This window comes from Flavobacterium sp. 140616W15 (assembly GCF_003668995.1).
Classification (GTDB): Bacteria; Bacteroidota; Bacteroidia; order Flavobacteriales; family Flavobacteriaceae; genus Flavobacterium.
Genome location: NZ_CP033068.1, coordinates 2,240,992 through 2,261,229, shown reverse-complemented (window position 1 = coordinate 2,261,229; position 20,238 = coordinate 2,240,992). Strand labels below are relative to the sequence as shown.

General features: G+C 28.0%; 20 protein-coding genes. 18 read left to right on the top strand and 2 right to left on the bottom strand.

Translation table 11 applies throughout. The features are described 5' to 3' along the window. Positions 1–419 precede the first annotated feature (419 nt). Together EAG11_RS09695 and EAG11_RS09690 are read right to left on the bottom strand one after the other, a co-directional pair. Complete coding sequence (locus tag EAG11_RS09695; protein WP_129539013.1) at positions 420–1,787, bottom strand: DUF5458 family protein; 1,368 nt, start codon at positions 1,785–1,787, stop codon at positions 420–422. A 2-nt stretch (positions 1,788–1,789) separates the two neighbouring features. Further along, complete coding sequence (locus EAG11_RS09690) at positions 1,790–2,245, bottom strand: type VI secretion system contractile sheath small subunit (protein ID WP_129539012.1); 456 nt, start codon at positions 2,243–2,245, stop codon at positions 1,790–1,792. A gap of 157 nt (positions 2,246–2,402) precedes the next feature. On the opposite strand from EAG11_RS09690, the gene EAG11_RS09685 reads away from it, so the two are divergent. The 18 genes from EAG11_RS09685 (at position 2,403) to EAG11_RS09600 (ending at position 20,205) form a co-directional block, all read left to right on the top strand. Next, positions 2,403–2,822, top strand: coding sequence for a GPW/gp25 family protein (locus tag EAG11_RS09685; protein ID WP_129539011.1), 420 nt, complete (start codon positions 2,403–2,405; stop codon positions 2,820–2,822). An 8-nt stretch (positions 2,823–2,830) separates the two neighbouring features. Beyond that, positions 2,831–4,591: a hypothetical protein gene (locus tag EAG11_RS09680; protein ID WP_129539010.1), complete on the top strand. Its 1,761-nt coding sequence runs from the start codon at positions 2,831–2,833 to the stop codon at positions 4,589–4,591. A gap of 4 nt (positions 4,592–4,595) precedes the next feature. Continuing rightward, entirely contained in the window at positions 4,596–7,028 is a 2,433-nt protein-coding gene (locus tag EAG11_RS09675) for an AAA family ATPase (RefSeq protein ID WP_129539009.1), read from the top strand. A gap of 3 nt (positions 7,029–7,031) precedes the next feature. Continuing rightward, positions 7,032–7,937, top strand: coding sequence for a hypothetical protein (locus EAG11_RS09670; RefSeq protein WP_129539008.1), 906 nt, complete (start codon positions 7,032–7,034; stop codon positions 7,935–7,937). 33 nt (positions 7,938–7,970) lie between these two features. After that, positions 7,971–8,855 carry a TssN family type VI secretion system protein gene (locus EAG11_RS09665; RefSeq protein ID WP_164998689.1) on the top strand — a complete coding sequence of 295 codons (885 nt, stop codon included), beginning with the start codon at positions 7,971–7,973 and terminating at the stop codon, positions 8,853–8,855. A gap of 95 nt (positions 8,856–8,950) precedes the next feature. After that, positions 8,951–10,087, top strand: coding sequence for a hypothetical protein (locus tag EAG11_RS09660; RefSeq protein ID WP_129539007.1), 1,137 nt, complete (start codon positions 8,951–8,953; stop codon positions 10,085–10,087). A 10-nt stretch (positions 10,088–10,097) separates the two neighbouring features. Beyond that, on the top strand, positions 10,098–10,589 hold the full coding sequence (locus EAG11_RS09655; protein WP_129539006.1) for a hypothetical protein: 492 nt from the start codon (positions 10,098–10,100) through the stop codon (positions 10,587–10,589). Positions 10,590–10,598: 9 nt separating this feature from the next. Next, positions 10,599–11,069, top strand: a complete 471-nt coding sequence (gene tssO, locus EAG11_RS09650) for a type VI secretion system TssO (RefSeq protein WP_129539005.1) — start codon at positions 10,599–10,601, stop codon at positions 11,067–11,069. Beyond that, positions 11,059–11,994 (top strand): PKD domain-containing protein, encoded by a 936-nt coding sequence (locus EAG11_RS09645; protein ID WP_129539004.1) that lies wholly within the window; start codon positions 11,059–11,061, stop codon positions 11,992–11,994. Before tssO ends, EAG11_RS09645 begins: the two co-directional genes overlap by 11 nt. Positions 11,995–11,997: 3 nt before the next feature. Then, positions 11,998–14,322 (top strand): type VI secretion system protein TssR domain-containing protein, encoded by a 2,325-nt coding sequence (gene tssR / locus EAG11_RS09640; RefSeq protein ID WP_129539003.1) that lies wholly within the window; start codon positions 11,998–12,000, stop codon positions 14,320–14,322. A 9-nt stretch (positions 14,323–14,331) separates the two neighbouring features. Continuing rightward, positions 14,332–14,652, top strand: a complete 321-nt coding sequence (locus EAG11_RS09635) for a DUF5457 domain-containing protein (protein ID WP_129539002.1) — start codon at positions 14,332–14,334, stop codon at positions 14,650–14,652. 98 nt (positions 14,653–14,750) lie between these two features. Next, positions 14,751–15,107 carry a hypothetical protein gene (locus EAG11_RS09630; RefSeq protein WP_129539001.1) on the top strand — a complete coding sequence of 119 codons (357 nt, stop codon included), beginning with the start codon at positions 14,751–14,753 and terminating at the stop codon, positions 15,105–15,107. Positions 15,108–16,315: 1,208 nt separating this feature from the next. Then, on the top strand, positions 16,316–16,711 hold the full coding sequence (gene tssD, locus EAG11_RS09625) for a type VI secretion system tube protein TssD (protein WP_129539000.1): 396 nt from the start codon (positions 16,316–16,318) through the stop codon (positions 16,709–16,711). Positions 16,712–16,880: 169 nt separating this feature from the next. Continuing rightward, complete coding sequence (locus EAG11_RS09620) at positions 16,881–17,372, top strand: hypothetical protein (protein ID WP_129538999.1); 492 nt, start codon at positions 16,881–16,883, stop codon at positions 17,370–17,372. Between the two features lie 186 nt (positions 17,373–17,558). Then, on the top strand, positions 17,559–18,296 hold the full coding sequence (locus tag EAG11_RS09615) for a hypothetical protein (protein ID WP_129538998.1): 738 nt from the start codon (positions 17,559–17,561) through the stop codon (positions 18,294–18,296). A gap of 5 nt (positions 18,297–18,301) precedes the next feature. Next, positions 18,302–18,814, top strand: a complete 513-nt coding sequence (locus EAG11_RS09610) for a hypothetical protein (protein WP_129538997.1) — start codon at positions 18,302–18,304, stop codon at positions 18,812–18,814. Positions 18,815–18,930: 116 nt separating this feature from the next. Continuing rightward, positions 18,931–19,650 carry a hypothetical protein gene (locus tag EAG11_RS09605; RefSeq protein WP_129538996.1) on the top strand — a complete coding sequence of 240 codons (720 nt, stop codon included), beginning with the start codon at positions 18,931–18,933 and terminating at the stop codon, positions 19,648–19,650. Positions 19,651–19,713: 63 nt separating this feature from the next. Further along, positions 19,714–20,205, top strand: coding sequence for a hypothetical protein (locus EAG11_RS09600; RefSeq protein WP_129538995.1), 492 nt, complete (start codon positions 19,714–19,716; stop codon positions 20,203–20,205). Positions 20,206–20,238: the final 33 nt, after the last annotated feature.

Sequence of the window (20,238 nt, the reverse complement as noted above, 5' to 3'; positions counted from 1 at the left end):
AAGTGTAGGTGTAATATTTCTTCTGTATTTGTAGACGAAACAACTTTAAAGTGTTCTACTAAAAAATCAGGAAGCATAAATTTCAAAAGCTCATAGGGAGCATGATAAATTATTAGATTGCAAATCTCTTATTTTATTTTGACACTTCCTCCTCAAGATTTGTTCTTGATCCGACTTTGTATTTATATTTATAAATGCTCAGATAAGAAAATAAAAATTAGCTAAAAAGGTGCTTAAACACATTGTTTTTGCACCTTTTAGCTATTATAAGCCATTGTAATTTCCGTAAATAAAATGTAATCAAATAAAGCCTAAGTCTTATTTAATCGGTTTTATTTACTGATACTTTAAAAAAGGTGCTTTTCAGCACCTCCAAAAAATTTAAACTTTTTCGTGGTAAAAATTAAGCTAGGATTATATTAAACTTGTTTGTAATCACTATGCCAAACAGCTTCTTCTGGACCATCTCCTTTATGCCCGTCTAATTGAATTACAAAACTTTTAGCTGGAAAATAAGGTGTAATGTGAATGTCTAACAATATTCTATCTTTTTGAGTTTTATCTTGCTCAATTTTCATTACAGTAAATTTCTCAATAAGGTTAGTTGGACCTTTAATTCCATCCAAAAACTTAATGATTTGACTTCTTAGATCTGCTTCTGTTCTAGTAGTCCAGTTCTCAAAAGCTCTTCTGTTTAGGAAATCAAAAAGTACTTTTGTAATGTGGTCAAATACTCTAACTACCGAATAGGTTTGTAAACCTAAGTTATCTCCGTTAAATAATGTTTTTGCAGAGAAAGCCATGATTTTGCTATATTCATTAACCATTGGTACTAGCCCCATTTTCTCAAGTTCAGAAATTTCACTTTTTTTCAAATCAAAACGAACACTTTCTACTTCATTAAGACCACCAAACTTTTTACCTGCAACAACTTGAGACATCAAAGTTTTGTATATTTTACCAGCTAATGAAGTAGATGGTGGAATATATAAATTTTCTTCTTCGCCTACTTCATCATATTTACTTCTTCCTAACAAATAGTTACAAGTCATGATGGTATTTGATTTATAAATATCCCCTCCAGTATGATTAGCGTTAAAGAAAATATCTATAACGTCATCTGGTGTTTCAAGATCTTGAAAATCAGTTAATAAAACAGATTTGTTCTCATGAGCTATCTTAGACCATTTATCTAAAACTGCATTTGAACCCAAATAACCTGGTACAGAAAGAATAGAGTAGTTTTTTCTTAAATCTAATCTATCAAAATTTTGTTTTAATTCATTAGAAACATAATCAAAAAACAGCGTGTTATCTAAATCTTTCAATTGTGAAATATCTGCATTTAAGATAGTTACGTTCTTAATTTTGTCACTTTCCGTATTTTTATAAAATAAAGCTACACTTCTGTATGATGTTTCTAATTCTCTTGAAACATTTAAAGCATATTTTAAATTTTTATTTAGTGTAGAATCTGCAGATGTAGCTTTTGCATTAGCAACTTCAATCATCGATTCAACTGAATTATTGTCTTTTAATAAATCCAACCACAATTCAATTTTGTTAGTAAGATTTGTTCTCTCACTTTCCCATTGAGCATCATGAAGAAAAATGTTTTTCCTTGCTTTTCTAGTAGGGTTTAAGTTTGATAATCCATCAATTACGTTTTCTAAAAAGGCAAAACCTCCGTATTCGTTTAACAAGTTTATTTTGCTACTTGGAGATTCTTGTAACAATTGTTCGTTCGATGAACCTTGACTTTTTTGTTCTTTAGTTTGGATAGCCATGTTTATTGTTTATTATTATTGATTTCTTTTTTTGCATTTTCAAGCAATTCTATAATTGCATCCTTAACTGCAGGATCCTGAATAGCTTTTATTAGACCTCTATTGCTTGAGAGTTGTCTTATAATTTTGTAAGCTTGTTCTTTCTCTGTGTTTAATTTATTTAAAAAAGGACTATTTTCTCTAATCGATTTTGCTCCGAAATCTCCTAGGTTTTTAAAAGTCATTGATTCACTCAAATCGGAGCCATCTTCAGTAGTAAATTCGAAATCTACATTCGGTTTGAAGTTTTCAAAGACAGCTTCTACTGTTTGTAAATCATATACTGCCTCGGGTCCTACGGGTTGCTCATTTGTAAGTTTTTGAATCAACAAGGTTCTGTTTGAAGGAATTTCTAAAATTGATTCATTGGCATCAATTTTTACTTCATTACCACCAATGCCATAATTGAACATGCTCATAATTTTATAGATTTTTAGTTAATTTTGTAAAATTAATAAAAAATAACTTGTAAAAAATAGTGATTTGTAAGTATTTTATTTTCATTTTTGTAATTTTTATACAAAGGAAGTTTTGTAGGCCTAATTTTTACCAAAGTAAATGTAATCTTTTTTTAATATGAAATATCTTAAATATCCCATAGATTTCAAGTCTTTACTGCATGGTTCGCAAGAGAATTTTTGTAAGATAGAAGAATCGATAGCTTACAATATTATGATGATAATTACAACCGCTTTTGGAGAGATTCCAGAGACACCAAGCTACGGAACTATTATTTGGGATTTAGAATTTAATCAACATATCAAGAAAAGAGACTGGGAAGATTTAGTCAGAAAATCATTATTTGAATCTATTACTGAATTTGAAAAAAGATTAATTCTAGGAGAAGTTACTATTTCTTTAGATGAAATTGATGACAAGGAGTTAAGTTCAAGTATAAGAAGAAAAGCAATTATAGTTGTTAAAGGTTCCATCATAGAAAGTTTAATTCCATTTAATTTTCATACAAAATTGAATATAAGCCCAATTTCTCAATAATATTAAATATGAAAGACGTCAAGTTTATTGAAATTAAAAACAGAATACAGAAAAAATGTTTAGAAATCTGGGGGATTGAAGATATCCATATGGCAGATCCTTTGGTGATGATGATGTTAGAGGTTTTTGTGTATGAAATTTATTATTTGTATCAGGAGGGAGTAGAATCTGATAATAAAATTATCCAGCGTATTGCTCAAGAAATTGTACCAAGTCAATGGAATCTTCCTATGCCAGCTCATACTTTAGCAAGTACAGTTGCTACTAAAGGTATTGTAATATTAAATGCAGATACTGAATTTGTGGTAAAATCAAGTATGGTCACTAATACCGATTTTGATATTCATTTTACTCCTTTTACCAATGAAAACATTATTGAAGGCGAGATTAGTTTTCAAATGTATAATTCATTTTTGATCGATTCTTTAAAAAATGTGTCGCATTTACCTTCAGAACATAAGGTTGCAGATCATAGTGTATGGGTTGGATTAGATGCTACTAAAGAGAATCTAGAAAAATTGAATTTTTTGAAATTCACATTGATAACAGAGAATTCATCATTAGATACATTTTTAAAATATGTAACTGTAAAAGATTCTAAAGGAAACATTCTTGAAATCGAAAATGAAAATTTTGAGGAAGTTCAAGATAATAAGCACTATACAGAAACGATAAAAGCTTTCTATCGAAATTTTATTTACAAATTAAAACTAGATTCTGAAAATCTAGTGTATGAATCTATTCTAGACAAATTTGCAATTGATAAAGAAGCATTAAAATCGAGCAAAAAAAATTCAGGCTTGATTTGGTTAGAATTTATATTTCCTGAGATTTTCTCTAAAGAAGAATTGGATAAGATCCAAATAAAAATAAACACTTTTCCAGTTGTTAACAGAAAATTAAATCATAGGGTTCATAATGCTCAAATAGAAGGACGTCTTTTTCCGATGAAAGCTGAGGCGAATACACATTTTCTTGATGTGATGAAAGTTTTTAATGAAAAAAATATTGAATTCATCAATGGTATAAAACAGCCTCATATTCTTGCTACAAATACATTTACTCTTTTTTATGGTGGATTAGAAAATTACGATTCCCGAAATGCTAAGTTTTTCCTTAAAAAATTAGTACGGGCGTTAAGAGAAGATATCAGTGCTTTTTCAAATATTAATGCAGATTATATTGATGCTACGATGACTAAAATTAATGAGGAAATTAACATAATCGAAAATAAAATCAGTAGTAGTTATAGTCAAGTAAATGATGAAGAGGAAGTGTATGCTTTAATTCATGAAACGAATAAATCTAAAATTATTTATTGCTCGTATTGGACATCAAATGGACAGATAGCTAATAATTTAAAAAAGGGTACTATTTTAAAACAAACTGTTTTATCAGAGTTAGCTCAAGATTCTACTGTTTTTGAAACTAGTTCATTTGGAGGAATTTATAGAAATAACAAAATTGAAAAACTAATTAATCTACGATATGGATTTTTGTCCAAAGAAAGGTTGGTTACCAAGCAAGATATAAAATCAGCAGTACACTTTCATTTAAGAAATGTTACTAAAGATGTATTAATAACAGATGGAGTAGGTATTAGCGAAGAAAGAAAAAAGGGAGTTTTTAGGACTATTGATGTAGAAGTTATTTTGCAAGATAAATATGCAGTACAAGCAGAAAATAAGCAAAAAATAGGTTTGTTCTTAAAGGAAACTTTAGAAAAACAATCTGTCATGAATATTCCATTTCAAATAACAATTAACTAAACTTATGAATGAATTAGATTATAGTCCAAGCTTATTATCTGCTATTAAATCTGCTAAATCATTAGCTATCCAAGACGGGCATAGTACTTATGGGGTTGCTCATTTGGCTTACGCATTATTATTTGAGCCAACAGGATTGGTAGAGGTACTAAGAACACTATCAAAAGACATAGAATATATAAAAGAATGGTTTGATGTGAGAAAGGAAGTATATACTTCTGTTCAAAATAATGGAAATATCATTATAGCAGATACTGAAATCGAGCATGTTTTTTCAGAATCAAATTTCAATAAAATCAGGTTGGGAGTAGATTACATTGATGCATTTTGTGTTTTTATTGCCATTATTAAGCCAGGATTGGTTTATAGTGACAAACAAATTGATGGATTAAATTTAAGTGACAAAGAGCTTTTGAAACATTTTGGATTGCGAAATACTCAAAAAAGCTTTAGTCTGGTTGATGATGGAGAAGAGCAGGAAACTATCGATATTAACTATTGTGATTCATTATATAAAAAAAATATTATTGAAGAAGGTAGTAGTATTATTGGAAGAAATAAGGAAGTAAGATTAATTCTTGAGAATATAGAACGGTATGAAAATCAAGGTATTTTACTGATAGGTGAGTCAGGAATAGGCAAGACAAGTATCATAAAAAATCTCATCTATCATTTGCATGAAACAGATCCCAATTTTTTTGAAGAAACCCTAGTACTATCTTTAAATTCATCCAAACTAGTAGCAAATTGTGGAAGTGAAAATGAAATTTCAAAAAAGCTAATTGAAATTTTTGAAAAATTAGCTAAAAACGGAAAGAGTATACTTTTCATTGATGATATACAGGTATTATTAAATTCTTCGAACTCAAAATCGAATGCAGTAATTAATATCATAAATACACAATTAACCGAAGGAAGCATTAATATTATTGCTACAATCGATTCTGATTCTTATAGAAAATCTATTGAAGGAACTACTATCAACGGAAAATTTGAAAATATTTTCATAGAAGAATTAGACTATTCTTTATTGCTTGAATGTCTTGATATTTATAAAGATAAACTAGAAAAACATTATAAGATTGAGATTGAAAATGAAGTTTTAAAAGAAGCAATTCATTTATCTAAACGATTTTATAAAGAAAAAAAATTACCCTATGGAGCTATTGATTTATTAGACAGGACAGCTTCTTCAGTGATTGTTTCAAATGCAAATTCATTAGTTGAAATTATAAGAATAAAAGAGCAAATTAAAGAATGCGATCCTGATGATGAATCAAAAATTAGTTTGCTAAAAAAGGAAATATACAATCGAATAAGCTGTATTGTAACGAGTAAAATCGAAGTTGTCGAGAATTCAAAAAGTGTCAAAAATGAAGTGGTTACTTATGGAGATATAGAGAAGTTATCAATCAATATTGAGGCTATTGCAAAAGAAAAGATAGCTACTGTTACAAAATCTGAAATTTTAGCTGTTGTTTCTAATGCAACAGGAATTCCTTTAGGAAAAATAAGCGCAGGAGAAAAAGAAAAGCTTCTAACAATTGAGGATAAATTACAAGAAAGAGTAAAAGGGCAATCACATGCTATAAAAACACTTTCGGAAGCTATTATAGAATCGAGAAGTGGTTTAAGCAATCCTAAGCAGCCTATAGGGTCATTTTTCTTTTTAGGACCAACAGGAACTGGTAAAACTGAATTAACGAAAACATTGGCTGAGTTACTGTTTGATGATGAAAACGCTATGATCCGATTTGATATGTCGGAATTTAAAGAAGAACATTCAGCTGCTTTATTATATGGTGCTCCTCCAGGATATGTGGGGTATGAAGAAGGAGGTATGCTAGTCAATAAAATTAGACAGAAACCTTATTCAGTTGTGCTTTTTGATGAAATTGAAAAAGCACATGCTTCTGTTTATGATGTTTTTTTACAGATCATGGATGAAGGTAAAGTACATGATAAATTAGGACGAGAAGGAGATTTCTCTAATGCTATTATCATTTTTACATCAAACATAGGCAGTCAGTGGATTCAGGAACAGATAGAAAGTGGTCATTTGCCAACTTCTAATCAATTAATTGATATCATGAGCACTCATTTCAGACCTGAATTTCTGGGACGTTTGACAGAAGTTGTTCCCTTTGCACCTATAAATATTGAAATTGCAAAAGCCATTTTTAAATTACATCTAAGCCGTTTACAAGAGCAATTAATAAGCATTAAGAATATTTCATTTGACATATCAGACGCTGCCTTAGAGTATTTAACAAATAAAGGATTTTCTAAAAAATATGGAGCCAGACCTATTGCAGGAACAGTGCGAACATATTTGAAAAAAACTATCTCAAAATTAATTATATCAGAAGCTATTCTTGAAAATGAAACTATTGTTTTGGATATAAAAGATGATGAGTTTATTTGGGAAAAGAAATAAGTTATGGAACAAGATATTACTGTTTTAAAACAACAAGTCAATTTTAATTTAAGAGGAGAGGTCCTTTTTTATGAATTACAAAATCTTCTAGAGGACGAAGCAGAAGTTTTTGTTAGACATAGAGGGCTTTCAAAAAGAAATAATTCTAGGGACGCAATTGATATTTCTTCCATGTTATATCAAGAAGGAGCACGGCTTACAAAAGAAGCACTTGTTTTGCATCTGGCAAAAAACAGTGTTTATCATAATTTGCCCGAGTTACTTTTTCATCCATTGTCGGTAAGTAATCCAACAATGTCTAACAAAGAAATTGTAGAGGCTGTAAAAGAAAATAAGGAAACTGAAAATGAAGCTTTAGATTTTTTTATGCCTTTTGATAATGAGATTTTTTCTGCTCATACAGATTTTACTATAAGAAGCCTCCATTTATTTAATGATAAAATAGATTTGTTTTTAAAAATAGTCGACGAATTAGTGGCTATCGAATTTGAATTGACTAAAAATCAAAAAAGAAACTTGTTTATTTATTTGTGCGAATCAGAAAAACTAAAAGAAAATCTTCCAGAACTAGAAAAAGTTTTAGAAATGCTTTTGGGGAATGTGGTAAAGCTAAAATACAAAAAACATGTCTTTACAATATCACCCTTTTTAAAACTTAGCAATGGTATCTTAGGGTTTAATTTAGGACTTTGTGGATCTGTTGAAAGTGAGATAGATGATGTAGAAGTTGCTCTGTATTTTGAAGGAAATATTGACTATTCTATATTAGAACGCAAGATGATACTTACTCGCAAAATATTAGAGTATTTTATTATTAGTAACAGGAAAATTGATATTGTATTTTTTAATAACTATCAATTGGGAATAAAGTTAAACGAAAACTATTTAGGCATTAATACCATTTTATAATTTTTAAACGATAATAAAAGAGAAAACATTCAGATGAATACAATACTTCCATTTTTTTTAAAATACCTATTAGCACCGCTTTTGATATTGATTATAACTCTTGTAATGAGTCAATTTTCGAGTATAAAGATCAAAACTAAATCGGCTATAATATTTGTTTTGTGCTTTTCGCTTATAGCAGCTTTACCATCTTTATTTGCTTTTTTTAATAATGAGTTTATTTGGTTAGGCTTATTATTTTCGGTTTTTTACTATTTAATACTTGGAGTCGGATTATTATATTTTATGGATACAGCTATGTTTCAAAATATAGGAGTTCAAAATAGTGCTCCAGGAAAATTCTTCTTGTTTTTAATTGTAGCGATTTTATCCTCTTGGATATACTATTTGGTATTTAACTATATCGCAATATCAAGTTATGCGCATATAAGTCTGCTTAATATTCTATGGTTATTTGCACCAATATTTTTTGAAGAATCAAAGAAAAAGTATTTGCAAATTCCAGATCCATTTTATGAATATTGGAGAGTTGGGAAAGAGCGTAAAGATATTGAGTATTGGGACAACATTGATAAGTTCCGTTTAATGCAGGTATCTATAAATATAAAGAAAAAAGTCAATTCGGATATTTTCTCAAAGTTTGATGTAAAAATCGCGCAAGATGTTAACCTGGGCAATTGGTTTGATAAATTTATAGAAGATCAAAATTATAGATTCCCAAATGATGCTATCGAATCAAGTGCAGAGAATGAAGATACAGGTTGGATTTTCTATACAGCAAAATATTTTAGTTTCCCATTGTTTATCAGAAACCTAAGTCCTAATCAGACTATTTCTGAGAGTAAACTAAAAAACAAGCAGATCATTTTCGCAAAAAGAGTGGCTTTAAATAGAAATGAAAATGAAACTGAAGAGTAACAAAGACAAACTATTTTCTTTTAATCTCATATCAATTTTAAAAATAAAAAAACTAGCAAACTAACTAATACTCGAATAAAATAATTTAAGCAATTATGAAATCAAACATACATTTACCAATTAATTGGACAGATGGAGTAAAACTTACTAAAGACCATTTTATTAATAATTATTTCAATTTTATAACAATTGTTAGTGATTATAATAAAGTGCAGTTAAATGATTTTAATTATGGCTGTATCCAGACAGTTGGTGGAAAATCAATAGATATTGATATAAAAATTGAAGGAGGGCAATTAGTTGTCTATTTAAAAAAATGCGAATTGATTGCTAAGAATGGGCATTTAATTTCTTTTAATCAGGATATCTATGGGACAAAACTTCCTGAAGTAAGTATTAAAGCAAATGATTTAGATAGAAATTCTTTTGAGCATTATTATGTTATTGTATCTATAAACCCTTATAACTTAGTTCCAGTAGGTATTCCAGATCCAGAGATAATTCCGTTGCATCACCCACATGCACTTCCAGAGATAAAATTACATATTATTAATAAAAAAGAAGTAAATGATAATTTTTTAGAAGGTTACTTTTTAATTGTCAAAAAAATTGCATTCCAAAACGGGACATTTGTTGTAGATGATAAATATATAGCTCCAGTTGTAAAAGCAAAAAGCAATGAATTTTTAAAACAATTTCTTTCAAAAGTAAATAACGAATTATATCTGTTGAATGATTTTTCAATTAAAATTCATAAAAAGAATGTGCAGAGTTCAACTAATAATAGGTTAGTATCTAACACATTTAGTTTATGTACTAAAATAATTGATTATTATGCGGAGCACTGTTTTTATCTTAAAAATATTGCTTCAGAGGAGTCTCCAGTGTATATGTTCGATAAAATAATTGTTTTAGCAAATCACCTTCTTTCTTCTTTAACTTTAATGGATGACAAAGAGAAAGAAGTTTTATTGCAGTATTATTATGAATGGATTGATGTTAAACCATCAGAATTGTTAAGTGTATTGTTTGAAGCAAAAAGTGCAGTTTACGATCATAACGATATTACACAAACACTAGAAAAACTGAATCAATTTTTGGGTGTTTTAAAACGCTTATGGCAAAAATTAAGCGAGTTAGAATATATCGGAGTTAGAAAAGAAAATATTGTAATTAGTGAAGAAACCAAAACAGCTCCACAAAGAAGTAATACATGGTCGATACTAGATTAAAAACAAAACGATGAAACCACTTAATTATACTAAAATAAACACCGAGAAGCGTAAGTTTTACACCATGTTTGTAATAACATTTGCTTTTATTTTTTGTTGTTTGTATGTTACATTAATAACTGCAAATAAAGGAGTTGCCGAATTAGAGCAAAAAAATAAATACTACAATGATATTGCTGTAAAACAAGGTGAAATGAACTTACTTCTTGATGAAATATTAATTGAAATTAACGATTTAAGATTCAAAGATAGAACATTGAACGAACGTAAAAATCTTCAATCTTTAATTAATGAAAAGCGATTTGCAATTAATAATGAAATCCAAAAATCTAAGACCAATCTAGCAAATTCTTTTGGTTTATACGAAGAGTTTTTGGTAGAGCTTCAGCGTATACAAACTAAAATTGATGTATTAAAAGAAGTTGAGACAGGTTATAATATCAATAAAGTTCAGTTAGAAAAGTGTATTGACAAACACAATCAGGAAAATAAAAAAAAATAATCCATAATTATGAAAAAGGCAATAGAATTGGATGAAACATATTGGAAAAAAATAAAATTCAATTTAATATTTATCATTAGTGCTTGTGTTATATATATCGGTGTTACCAAATTTTTATTAAAAACACCCAATTTTAATAATACAGATATGCTCAATAGAATTAATGACTATGAAAAAATGCAGAAAATTAAAGTTGATTATGCTAATAAATCAAAAGTAATTTTCAAAACAATTGATACTATAAAGTATGATATTAATCAGGTACAACGAATAGATGAAGTAAAAAGGAACATATCAGAATATAAGCAATTGTATAAGGACAATGAGTTTCATTCGTCATATAATTTCTGCTTGATAGGCGGGAATTTATTGAACGTTTTTTTAGAAATAAATCTGGAAGAAAGTACCGTCAAAAAAAATGATACCCTTATTGTAAGAAGTCTTAACGAGTGTAAAGCAAATTTTAAAAATGAACGTTAAAAATAAAACAGTAGTTATCCTTTTGCTTAGCATTGCGGTAATTTTAATTATAGTCGCATTATTATTTCCTTTTAATAAAAAGTTAAGCAATCTTGATTTTTCAATAGTAGATGCTAATGATAATCATCAATATGAATTAAATGAAAAATTATCGTTTAAAATAAATGATAGTACTTTAATCTCTGATAAAAAAGCCGTTTGGTATTTTGGTAATGGAGATTCAATTGTAAGTAAGAAGAATGTAGAATATACCTATGAAAAATCAGGTAAGTATTTAGTAACATTAAGGATTGATGATAAGTTTGATTTTTCGAAGCAAATTAATATTGTTAATGGACGAGCGATGACTGCTAAAGATTCTATTCCCAAAATATTCTGTGAGGAATTTGGTTATGTAGGAGAAGAAATTGTCTTTACAGGATATTCTCCAAGCTCTAATAATTGGTATTGGGAATTTGGTGAAACAGGAACTATTGATTCTTATGAAAAACAAGCGATTTATGTTTTTAATAAGCCTGGTATTTATACTGTAAAATTAGAAACGGAAAAAACTAGATATCCGATTACAAGAGAAATAGAAATTTTTCAATTGTATGAGCCATTCAAAGAACCAGTAATTGTGGACTCTTCAAGTATTGTATTAAATGATATAAAAAGGCGATTACAAATTATTGCCAATCTAAGTGCAAGAGATACCAGAGCGTATAAAGAGCAGGTTAATTACATAAAGAATAAATATATATGTAATAATTTGTCGGATGTGGTAGTGGTAATCAATGAAGAAAAATACAATGATTTTTTAAGTTATTGCCAGGGACTTCATTATTTAGATGGAAATGCGACTGTAATTCAAGAAGTAAAATTAGATACGATCAAATGCTTTAAGCAAATAAATATTACCCAAAAAACTAAAAAAACAAAGTAATATATGAAAATTAGCATTTTACTTAGATATACTTTTTTGATGTGTCTATTGATCACAAATCCTATTTTTGCGCAGGTAAAAAACAGCACAAGTGTTCTCAAGAAAACAGAAAAGACAATTAATACTTATGATAATGAGAAGCAAAAGGAAAGCGAAAAAACGGAGCTTAAATTAGTTTTTTCAGATAGAACGGATAATAATATTTATGAAGAACCTTATAGTTCTAAAGTAAAAAATAAAGCAGCTATTCTGTCTCCGATGTATGTAATCAATCAGGATAAAAATTATTATGAAGTGGTGGTGGCCGATAAAAAGATGATCGGTAAACCCAAAGGAACTCTATCTGTTTTAAGGAGTAAAAAAAATCATTTTTCTAATGCCAAAGAAGTTCAATATCTAGGTTGGATCAAAAAAGACAATGTGATTGAATATAGCAGGGCAATGCAAAATCAAACAAATCTAAAGTATGTGAGGTATTTTGTAGCTTGTAACACATTAGACAATTTGTTTTCTAGTGATAAAAATGTCAAAAAAAAGGCTCTTTTATTAAAGAACGAACCGAATTTAGAAACAGTAGCTAAAAAAAATATCAAGTTAAATGATTTCGTATATGTATATAAAATAGATAAAACTACTAAATCGGCTTTTGTATCTAATTTTGATGATATAACAACAAAAGATACTCTCAATCATAAATATGGCTGGGTGCCTATTCAATATCTGAATCCAATAGAAGACAATATGGTTGTAAAACTAAGTACAGCCGATAAATTAGAATTATCATCTGGGAAAATTACTTTTCAGGCAAATGAACTTTATAAAAACACTTTTTTTATAAATGAAAATCAATCAAGTAAACCAATCAAGTTTGATAATATAAGTAAGGTTTTGTTACCAATAAATATTTGGAACCATGATAAAAATAAAATTACAAACTTAAGAGGTGATGATATTACTATAAAAACAATTGAGCAAATTGCATCTCAAAGTAAGAACATTAACTTTTATTATATTTTTGAGAATAATAATTCAACAAAACAGTATTTAAAGAAAACGCTTTCGGCATTACAAAATCTCAAATTAACCACGAGTAATGAGTTGTATGCAAATTATAATTTTACCTATTCGTTTATAGCCAAAGGAAAATATAAAAGTTATTATTTAGCAAAATCGCCTTCTTTTTCAAAATGGTTTGATTTAATTGAAAAAAGTATCAAAACACCTGAGGAAATTTCTAAGGAAAATATTTTGCCTAACAACAATAATGGAATTAGTCAATTTTTGAGTTCAGATGCCAATTTTGAGAATAACTTTTTTATTTTGGCAGGTTTAGATAATTCGATAAATTCTACTTTACCAGATAGTTTCAATGCCTTAGCCAAAAATAATGCAAAATTATTATTCATTCTTTTTGGAAATGAAAATACAGCCGATAATCAGGATTTTATCCTGCAAAGTAAAATGTATTTGAATGAGGCTAGTAATGCAAATAAAAGAAATATTCAGAACTATTATGTAGATCCAAAATTGGTTATAAAAAACGATGAGTTTACATATAATGGAGAATATGATAACGATTACATCTACAATGCTCCTTTAAAAAGTAATTTCAACGGAGGTATCGTATTCCCGAAATTAAATAGTGAACTTACTCCAGAAACCATAAATAAAGCGATTGATAGTGTTATTTGTAAAACTATAAAAACAAATAATACCTTATTAAAATCATTAACGCAATATAAAAATGAATTTAGCTTTTTGCGAAGCCAGCCAAGTCAAAAAATAAATAATTTAATTGAGAATGCTACTCAAAAAGATGGTGTTGATACCAACATTACAAAAAATTATAAAGACGAAACGTTTGTAATAAATGCAAAAGACACCCTTAATAACAATTTAGAAGATAAGGTATATATTTTACTAACAGAAAGCGAAATAAAGGAACTTCTTGAGAATTATAGAGAGTTAATTAGCAAAGAGTACACTAACGAGAATATCGATAAAGTCGAGATCCTTAATTTTAAGGATAAATGTAAAATGTATGCAGGAAATATAAAAAAAACAGAAAAGATAAGAGCTAGAAGTTCTTTGGCAGATTTGCTTTACTTCAAGACTAGAGTATTTGTTAATAGTCCTCAGTTGCATGAAATAAGAATTAAAGATATCCGAAAGTTTAAGAAAAAACGAGAGGAGTTTAGATCGCTTTTTACAGCTTTAAATGCAAAGCTAGAAGTTTTAGAAAAAATGCAACGAAACAGTGCTTTTGAGGTTTTTGATGAGGAATCTCAAATTAAATATTATTATATATCAAAGAATCTTTTATTATAAATAACGATTATGGAGATTATTAAAACAATAGAAATAGCCAAGCCTTTGCACGAAATAATTTTAGAATTATTTTATTTTGAAAGTAAAGGCAAACCTTGTGAGCTTACCAAAAAAGAAATTTTATGGAAACTAAAAGATTCTAGTATTTCTGAATACCAGATGGAAGAAGTACTCAACTGGATGGTTCATCATAAAAAACTAAATGAAAATTTAGGACTTTATAGTTTAGACCGCTTTGAACTTATTGATTTAGAAGAGAAATTTAAAAACGAAAGATTGAATAAAGAACAAAAACAAGAACCTATTTTTTTACTAATTATAGTACTATAAATAACATACATAATGCTGCAAAACCAAAAGTACTAGAGATATTTGCTCAGTACATTTTGCCCACTTTTTTACTGTCATATATAGTCTTTATCTTTTTCTTGATTAACAAGCTGAATAATAGCTTTGAAATTAATAATGACAAAATCGAAGATGTAAGTGAACTGACTCTTACTGAGCCTAAAACAGGAGTTATTAGAAAAAAAGAGGCATTGTCTGACAAGGAAGTAAAACGACTATTTTCTAATCAGCATCAAAACATTTTATACTTAAATAGAACGATTGACTCTTTACAGAAGCAAGTAAATAAAATAAATGAAATTCATACGGCAGCTACCTTGGATATAAACAAACAGATAAATTCTCTGCAGCCTCAAGTAAATGGGATATTCTTGCATATTGCTTTAGTTCTTTTAGGGTTTGTCTTATTGTTTTTTATGAAAAATAACATTAATTAGATATAGAGGGGTACTGGTATGTAATTAGTTCGCTAAATGGAAATTTTCTCATGGGAGAAAACTAAAAAGTGCTAGTTAGTTAAGTTGAACCTATGTCAGACAGATATTTTTAAAGTTTGAAGGAAATTGGAAAAAATAGTTCGGAAAATTAAATGTGAAAAAGAAATTTAAACATACTACATGTAAGGAAAATTGGAACAAAGAAGCTGATATAAAAAAAAATAGCAGTTCACCTTTTGTCATTTACGTGCTAATCTTAGTTTTTATTTATTTACTAGCATTAGTATTATTTTTTAGAAAAATATTTTTGATTTCAGTGCATTTTCTTATTGGGTTGGATTAGGTTTATGGATGTTGTTTTATAGTAACTCACAACGAATTGTAGACAAAAATCAATTTAAGGAATTCACGTTATTAGGTTTACTAATTCTGATTTTAAGCACAATTCTACTAATTGCAACAAAAAGTAGTTTTTTAAATTTTCTCATGACTGGATTTCCATTCTTTTATATTGTTTATTTCCGTCTGTTACTATTTTTATTCTATAAAGACTTTGCAAACACTTATAATAAACCAATTATTCTTTTTGCATCAAGAGGAGGTAAGTGGGCACCTGAAAATTCCGGACATGGATATACTATTTCTAAAAAGGAAATAATTTTTTCCGATTTACTTTTTTTTGGACCTTTCATATTTGCGCTCATTGTTGCGTATTTTGTACTTAGAAAGTAAATCATTAGAATCATTTTGTTTTCAATAAGATGTTTTATGTGTCTGAAGGAACATGATTTATCTTAATTTTTTTTTTATTTTCAGAAAATAGGAGCTTTATTAGAAGAGAGACAAAGCATTTTATTTGAATTATATAAAAATATTTTTATTTAAATAAAATCACAGATTCTCTGTTAGCCCAAGTAAACACTAGATTCTTACATTTACGAGTTGAGGTTTTTGATTTTATTTTTATATTTTTGATGAAAAAGATGGTTAATTAGCTTGTTTATTCAATTTTGTGTTATATATTCGTACAAGAATTGATTGCGAATCCTCCTCATCTTCCTACAAGAAGCAAATCAAAAAAAAGTACATTAGTACAAAAGAGGTATTCTAAAATCAGTTAGAATACCTCTTTTTTTGTTAATACTAGTCATACAAAACAAAGAGGATTCTAAACAAAAACAATTTTTAACAATTTAATTATTTTTATTATGGCATTTAAAGCAATTTTAGAATTCGAAGGAAACGAGTACCAAGTATTATTTTCAAAAGTAGATATGTTAAGACATACTGATGGTAAAGGAGCTGTTTCATCTGAAATTAAAGGAGGTAGATTAAACGTAAGAGTGAAATCTACAGACAACACTACAGTTATTGAGCAGGCAGTAAACAGTCAGCACAAACCAGTAAGTGGAAAAGTAAAGTATTTTAAAGCTGATTCTGAACAAGTAATGAAAGAACTTTCTTTTGAAAATGCTTTTATTGTTTTCTTTAGTGAGCAATTAGATGCTTTGGCAGAAACTCCAATGGTAACAGAGATCACTTTCTCAGCAGAGAAAATTACATTAGGTAATGCAACATTAGATAACAATTGGGCAAGAATTTAATTTTGCTTATTGGAACAAGAAGCGGTTTTTTACCGCTTCTTGTTTTTATAAAGTCATAATGTTTTATCATGTTTAGATATCCATTCTCAAAGAATAAATACAAACTAACATTTTTTATTATGTTTAGAAGTTTTAAAATCAGGAATTGTTCCATTTTAAGCTAAAACTTATGAAAGGAATACTATTTTTTTTCTTTATAGCATTCTCGGCTAATGCTCAAACAGCGTTACATAATATAGTAAAATCATGTAATTATTATTCAGAAACTGATATTTCTAAATCTAATAGAATCAAATATTATATAGGCAAGGATGAACTAACAAAATTTAACGCGACAAAAGTTATTGAACTCTATAAAGATTTAAGTATAGTACCCGAATTTTATATAGTACCTATAAATATATCCGCTGAGTTTAATGTATACGTCGAAATACCCTTTGATGTTATTGGTGAAAAAAAAAATATAATGACTCCTGCTATATATGGCTCCTACTTACTATTTGACAAAAAAGTAAATATATTATATCGTATAGAGTCGGATATGGCATGTGGTTCGGTATATAAAAAAAGCAAAAAGATTTTAGTTACCAATAGTTCTTTTAATACATTAATGGATCCTGTCTTTATAGTTGATAAAAATTTTAATAATTTAAAAATATAAGACTCGTAATCATAGCAATTATATTAACATTATTATTGTTTTGTTAAATACTTGGAGATAATAAATGATTTTCAAAGATGACTTACAAAATGAACGTGAAATGCAATTATTAAAACTTAATAAATGTCAATGATTAGAATAGCTTATTTAGCAATTTTGAGATTAAATAATTAAAATAAAGTTATTATGCTTCGATCATCAAATACAGGAAAATATAAAAATGCAAGTTCATTAGGTGTTAGAAGTCCACGATATAATAGAGAAACTGGCGAATGGGAAAATACGGACAGGTTAGCAGCAACGATTGTAAGAAGAAATGCAAATAGTTTATTTAGTCCTAAAGAATTAAGAATGGGAGAACCTCCTATTATATGGGTCGTAGATGACTCTCATAGTCATAACATTATAAAATTCGCAAATGATTTTAGGTATATTAAAGGAGATAATTATTTTGATGTTTTTGCGCATGCAAATTACAAATATATAGAAGGAAGAGATTCTAACGGAAAGATTGTAGCTATTAGAAGTGCCAAACAGTTTGTAGAATTAATGAAAAAAGCTAGTATAGAGTTTAAAAGGGCTTTTGAGAGTGATGCTTTAATAACTGTAAAGTTACATGCTTGTAATACTGGAGCAGATACAGATCATAGGGGCAATCCAATTATAAGCTCAATAGGTCAACAAATTTCTGAACAATATGAAAACATTATTATAATTGCACCAGATGGAAAAGTTGTTACAGCATCCGGAATAGATCCGAATGGGAAAAGTGAAAGTAGTGCAAATGCTCATGAAAAAGGTGTTTGGGATAGTCATGATTCAACACCAAATTCGGATGGGTCACAAGGGTCCTATAGAATGTTTTTTAAAGGAAAATTAATTTATGAAGACTCTAGTGTTGGGCTAAAACCTGCTAAAAAATAAAAGTTATGAATAATCGATATTTAACAAATCTTCTTGTTTTTTTAGGAGGTGTTTTTTTAGGAGTTATTTTATTTAGCTCTTATATTAAATCATCTAAAGATAAAGTAGAAAAAGATTTAGTTAATGATAGCTACGCAATAAGTAATAACCATCAAGAGCTTTCTAACAAACTTGAATCAGATATAATTAATCAAGGAAATATTAAATCATATAATGAATTAAGAGTTTCTTATATTGATAAAGATATGTTTGCTTTTCTTCCTTGGGCATTAATAATGGCTAATAAATACAATAATAACGACGCTTACTTTGACGTGTATTATAGCCTTTTTGATTTAAACTGTACAGCGTGTAATAATCAAGAAGTAGAAAATTGGTCTTTGGATAAATTAAACCGTAAAGAACAAGATTTAGCAATTTACTATCTAATCAAAGCTTCTGAAAAAGGGCACTCCCAGGCAAAAGAAATATTAGACATATATAAATCAAAAGGTAAATATCTCAATATTTTACATTAATTATATTTACGTAGAGGTAAAAAAATATAAACTCACCAAACATTATAATAATTTTTGAGATAAGTTTTAAAAGATGTACCATTCTCAACTTAAATAATTATAAAAACTAATTTATTATGTCTAGATCATCATCTTCAGGGAAATATAGAAATAGCTGTTCGTTAGGAGTTAAAAGTCCACGATATAACAGGGAAACAGATGTGTGGGAAAATACTAATATGTTAGAAGCAATGATTGAAAGAAGAAATAATCAATACCGGTCTAATAATCCATTTGATGTTGTTCCTTATTTGGTCACATCATTAACAAAACCTGAACTAGACCCTATATTTAGAAAAGGAATTTTTACAAAAGCACTGGGTCTTACAATGAGAGATATAATGAAGACCAATACTGGTAAAAACTATATATCGCAGTTTATGAAAAAAAACGACATGTTTTACGGCTATAAAGCTCGAGCTGATGGAAAATATTCTGACGTTATACTTAATATTGTTCAATTCGAATTAGACAAAGACAATAAAATTTACGAAGGATCACGAGGTTTTGCGCATCGTGAAGGAAATGTTACCTTATCTCAGGACAAAGAAACTGGAAAATTATTGATTAATATATATACTAATCAATCAGATATTGATGCAATCTCGCACGAACTTTTTGTTCATAATGCTGGAGGTATCGAAGAAATAATTCAAGGATTTAGAAGAGGTGGTTTAGATGAAGCTGAAAAAATTAAAAGAAGTATTTATAGTGCAAATGAAGATCATATAGCTCTTCGAGATTTGGATTCAAACCATAAAGGTATTAGGATGTATAAAAAATTACTCAAGAACTAGAAAAAGTTGATCCAAAATATAAAGAAGTTTTTGATAATGTGGAAAAAGTTAATCTGATAAAATATGGGGATCTTAAATAAAAACACTAGTTGGTTTATTTTATTGCTATTATTTTTTTTTAGTTGTTCAAAAAAAAGTGATGTTTTAACAAACAAAAAAAACGATGAATATCGTGAGTATATTTATTCTAATGATACCATTTTATGCATTTCTGGGAATTTTTCAAAGAAGAATAAAACAATCGATACTACTATTTATTATAAAAAAAGGAATGATTTTTATAAAGATTTTTATAATCCTACTGAAGGACCAATCTCTATAAAAAGTAAATTGTCTTTTTCTATAAATAAAGATACTTGCTACAATTATAATGTAATATTCGATTCGCTCTATTGTAAAATTTCAAAAATTGGGAACAATAAATTCCAGACTATTTATGGAAAACATGACAGTTTGAACTATAAATATAAACGAATCTTTTATTATGATAATAATTATAGAATATATAAAATTGAAGAAATAGATAATGATGAGAGAATCATCTTTGAGAAATAATAATGAAGTAACAACAATCTTTTTAATTATAAG

Coding starts and splice junctions, on each gene's coding strand:
- EAG11_RS09695 (WP_129539013.1), bottom strand. CDS start 1,787: ATGGCTATCCAAACTAAAGAACAAAAAAGTCAAGGTTCATCGAACGAA.
- EAG11_RS09690 (WP_129539012.1), bottom strand. CDS start 2,245: ATGAGCATGTTCAATTATGGCATTGGTGGTAATGAAGTAAAAATTGAT.
- EAG11_RS09685 (WP_129539011.1), top strand. CDS start 2,403: ATGAAATATCTTAAATATCCCATAGATTTCAAGTCTTTACTGCATGGT.
- EAG11_RS09680 (WP_129539010.1), top strand. CDS start 2,831: ATGAAAGACGTCAAGTTTATTGAAATTAAAAACAGAATACAGAAAAAA.
- EAG11_RS09675 (WP_129539009.1), top strand. CDS start 4,596: ATGAATGAATTAGATTATAGTCCAAGCTTATTATCTGCTATTAAATCT.
- EAG11_RS09670 (WP_129539008.1), top strand. CDS start 7,032: ATGGAACAAGATATTACTGTTTTAAAACAACAAGTCAATTTTAATTTA.
- EAG11_RS09665 (WP_164998689.1), top strand. CDS start 7,971: ATGAATACAATACTTCCATTTTTTTTAAAATACCTATTAGCACCGCTT.
- EAG11_RS09660 (WP_129539007.1), top strand. CDS start 8,951: ATGAAATCAAACATACATTTACCAATTAATTGGACAGATGGAGTAAAA.
- EAG11_RS09655 (WP_129539006.1), top strand. CDS start 10,098: ATGAAACCACTTAATTATACTAAAATAAACACCGAGAAGCGTAAGTTT.
- tssO (WP_129539005.1), top strand. CDS start 10,599: ATGAAAAAGGCAATAGAATTGGATGAAACATATTGGAAAAAAATAAAA.
- EAG11_RS09645 (WP_129539004.1), top strand. CDS start 11,059: ATGAACGTTAAAAATAAAACAGTAGTTATCCTTTTGCTTAGCATTGCG.
- tssR (WP_129539003.1), top strand. CDS start 11,998: ATGAAAATTAGCATTTTACTTAGATATACTTTTTTGATGTGTCTATTG.
- EAG11_RS09635 (WP_129539002.1), top strand. CDS start 14,332: ATGGAGATTATTAAAACAATAGAAATAGCCAAGCCTTTGCACGAAATA.
- tssD (WP_129539000.1), top strand. CDS start 16,316: ATGGCATTTAAAGCAATTTTAGAATTCGAAGGAAACGAGTACCAAGTA.
- EAG11_RS09620 (WP_129538999.1), top strand. CDS start 16,881: ATGAAAGGAATACTATTTTTTTTCTTTATAGCATTCTCGGCTAATGCT.
- EAG11_RS09615 (WP_129538998.1), top strand. CDS start 17,559: ATGCTTCGATCATCAAATACAGGAAAATATAAAAATGCAAGTTCATTA.
- EAG11_RS09610 (WP_129538997.1), top strand. CDS start 18,302: ATGAATAATCGATATTTAACAAATCTTCTTGTTTTTTTAGGAGGTGTT.
- EAG11_RS09605 (WP_129538996.1), top strand. CDS start 18,931: ATGTCTAGATCATCATCTTCAGGGAAATATAGAAATAGCTGTTCGTTA.
- EAG11_RS09600 (WP_129538995.1), top strand. CDS start 19,714: ATGGGGATCTTAAATAAAAACACTAGTTGGTTTATTTTATTGCTATTA.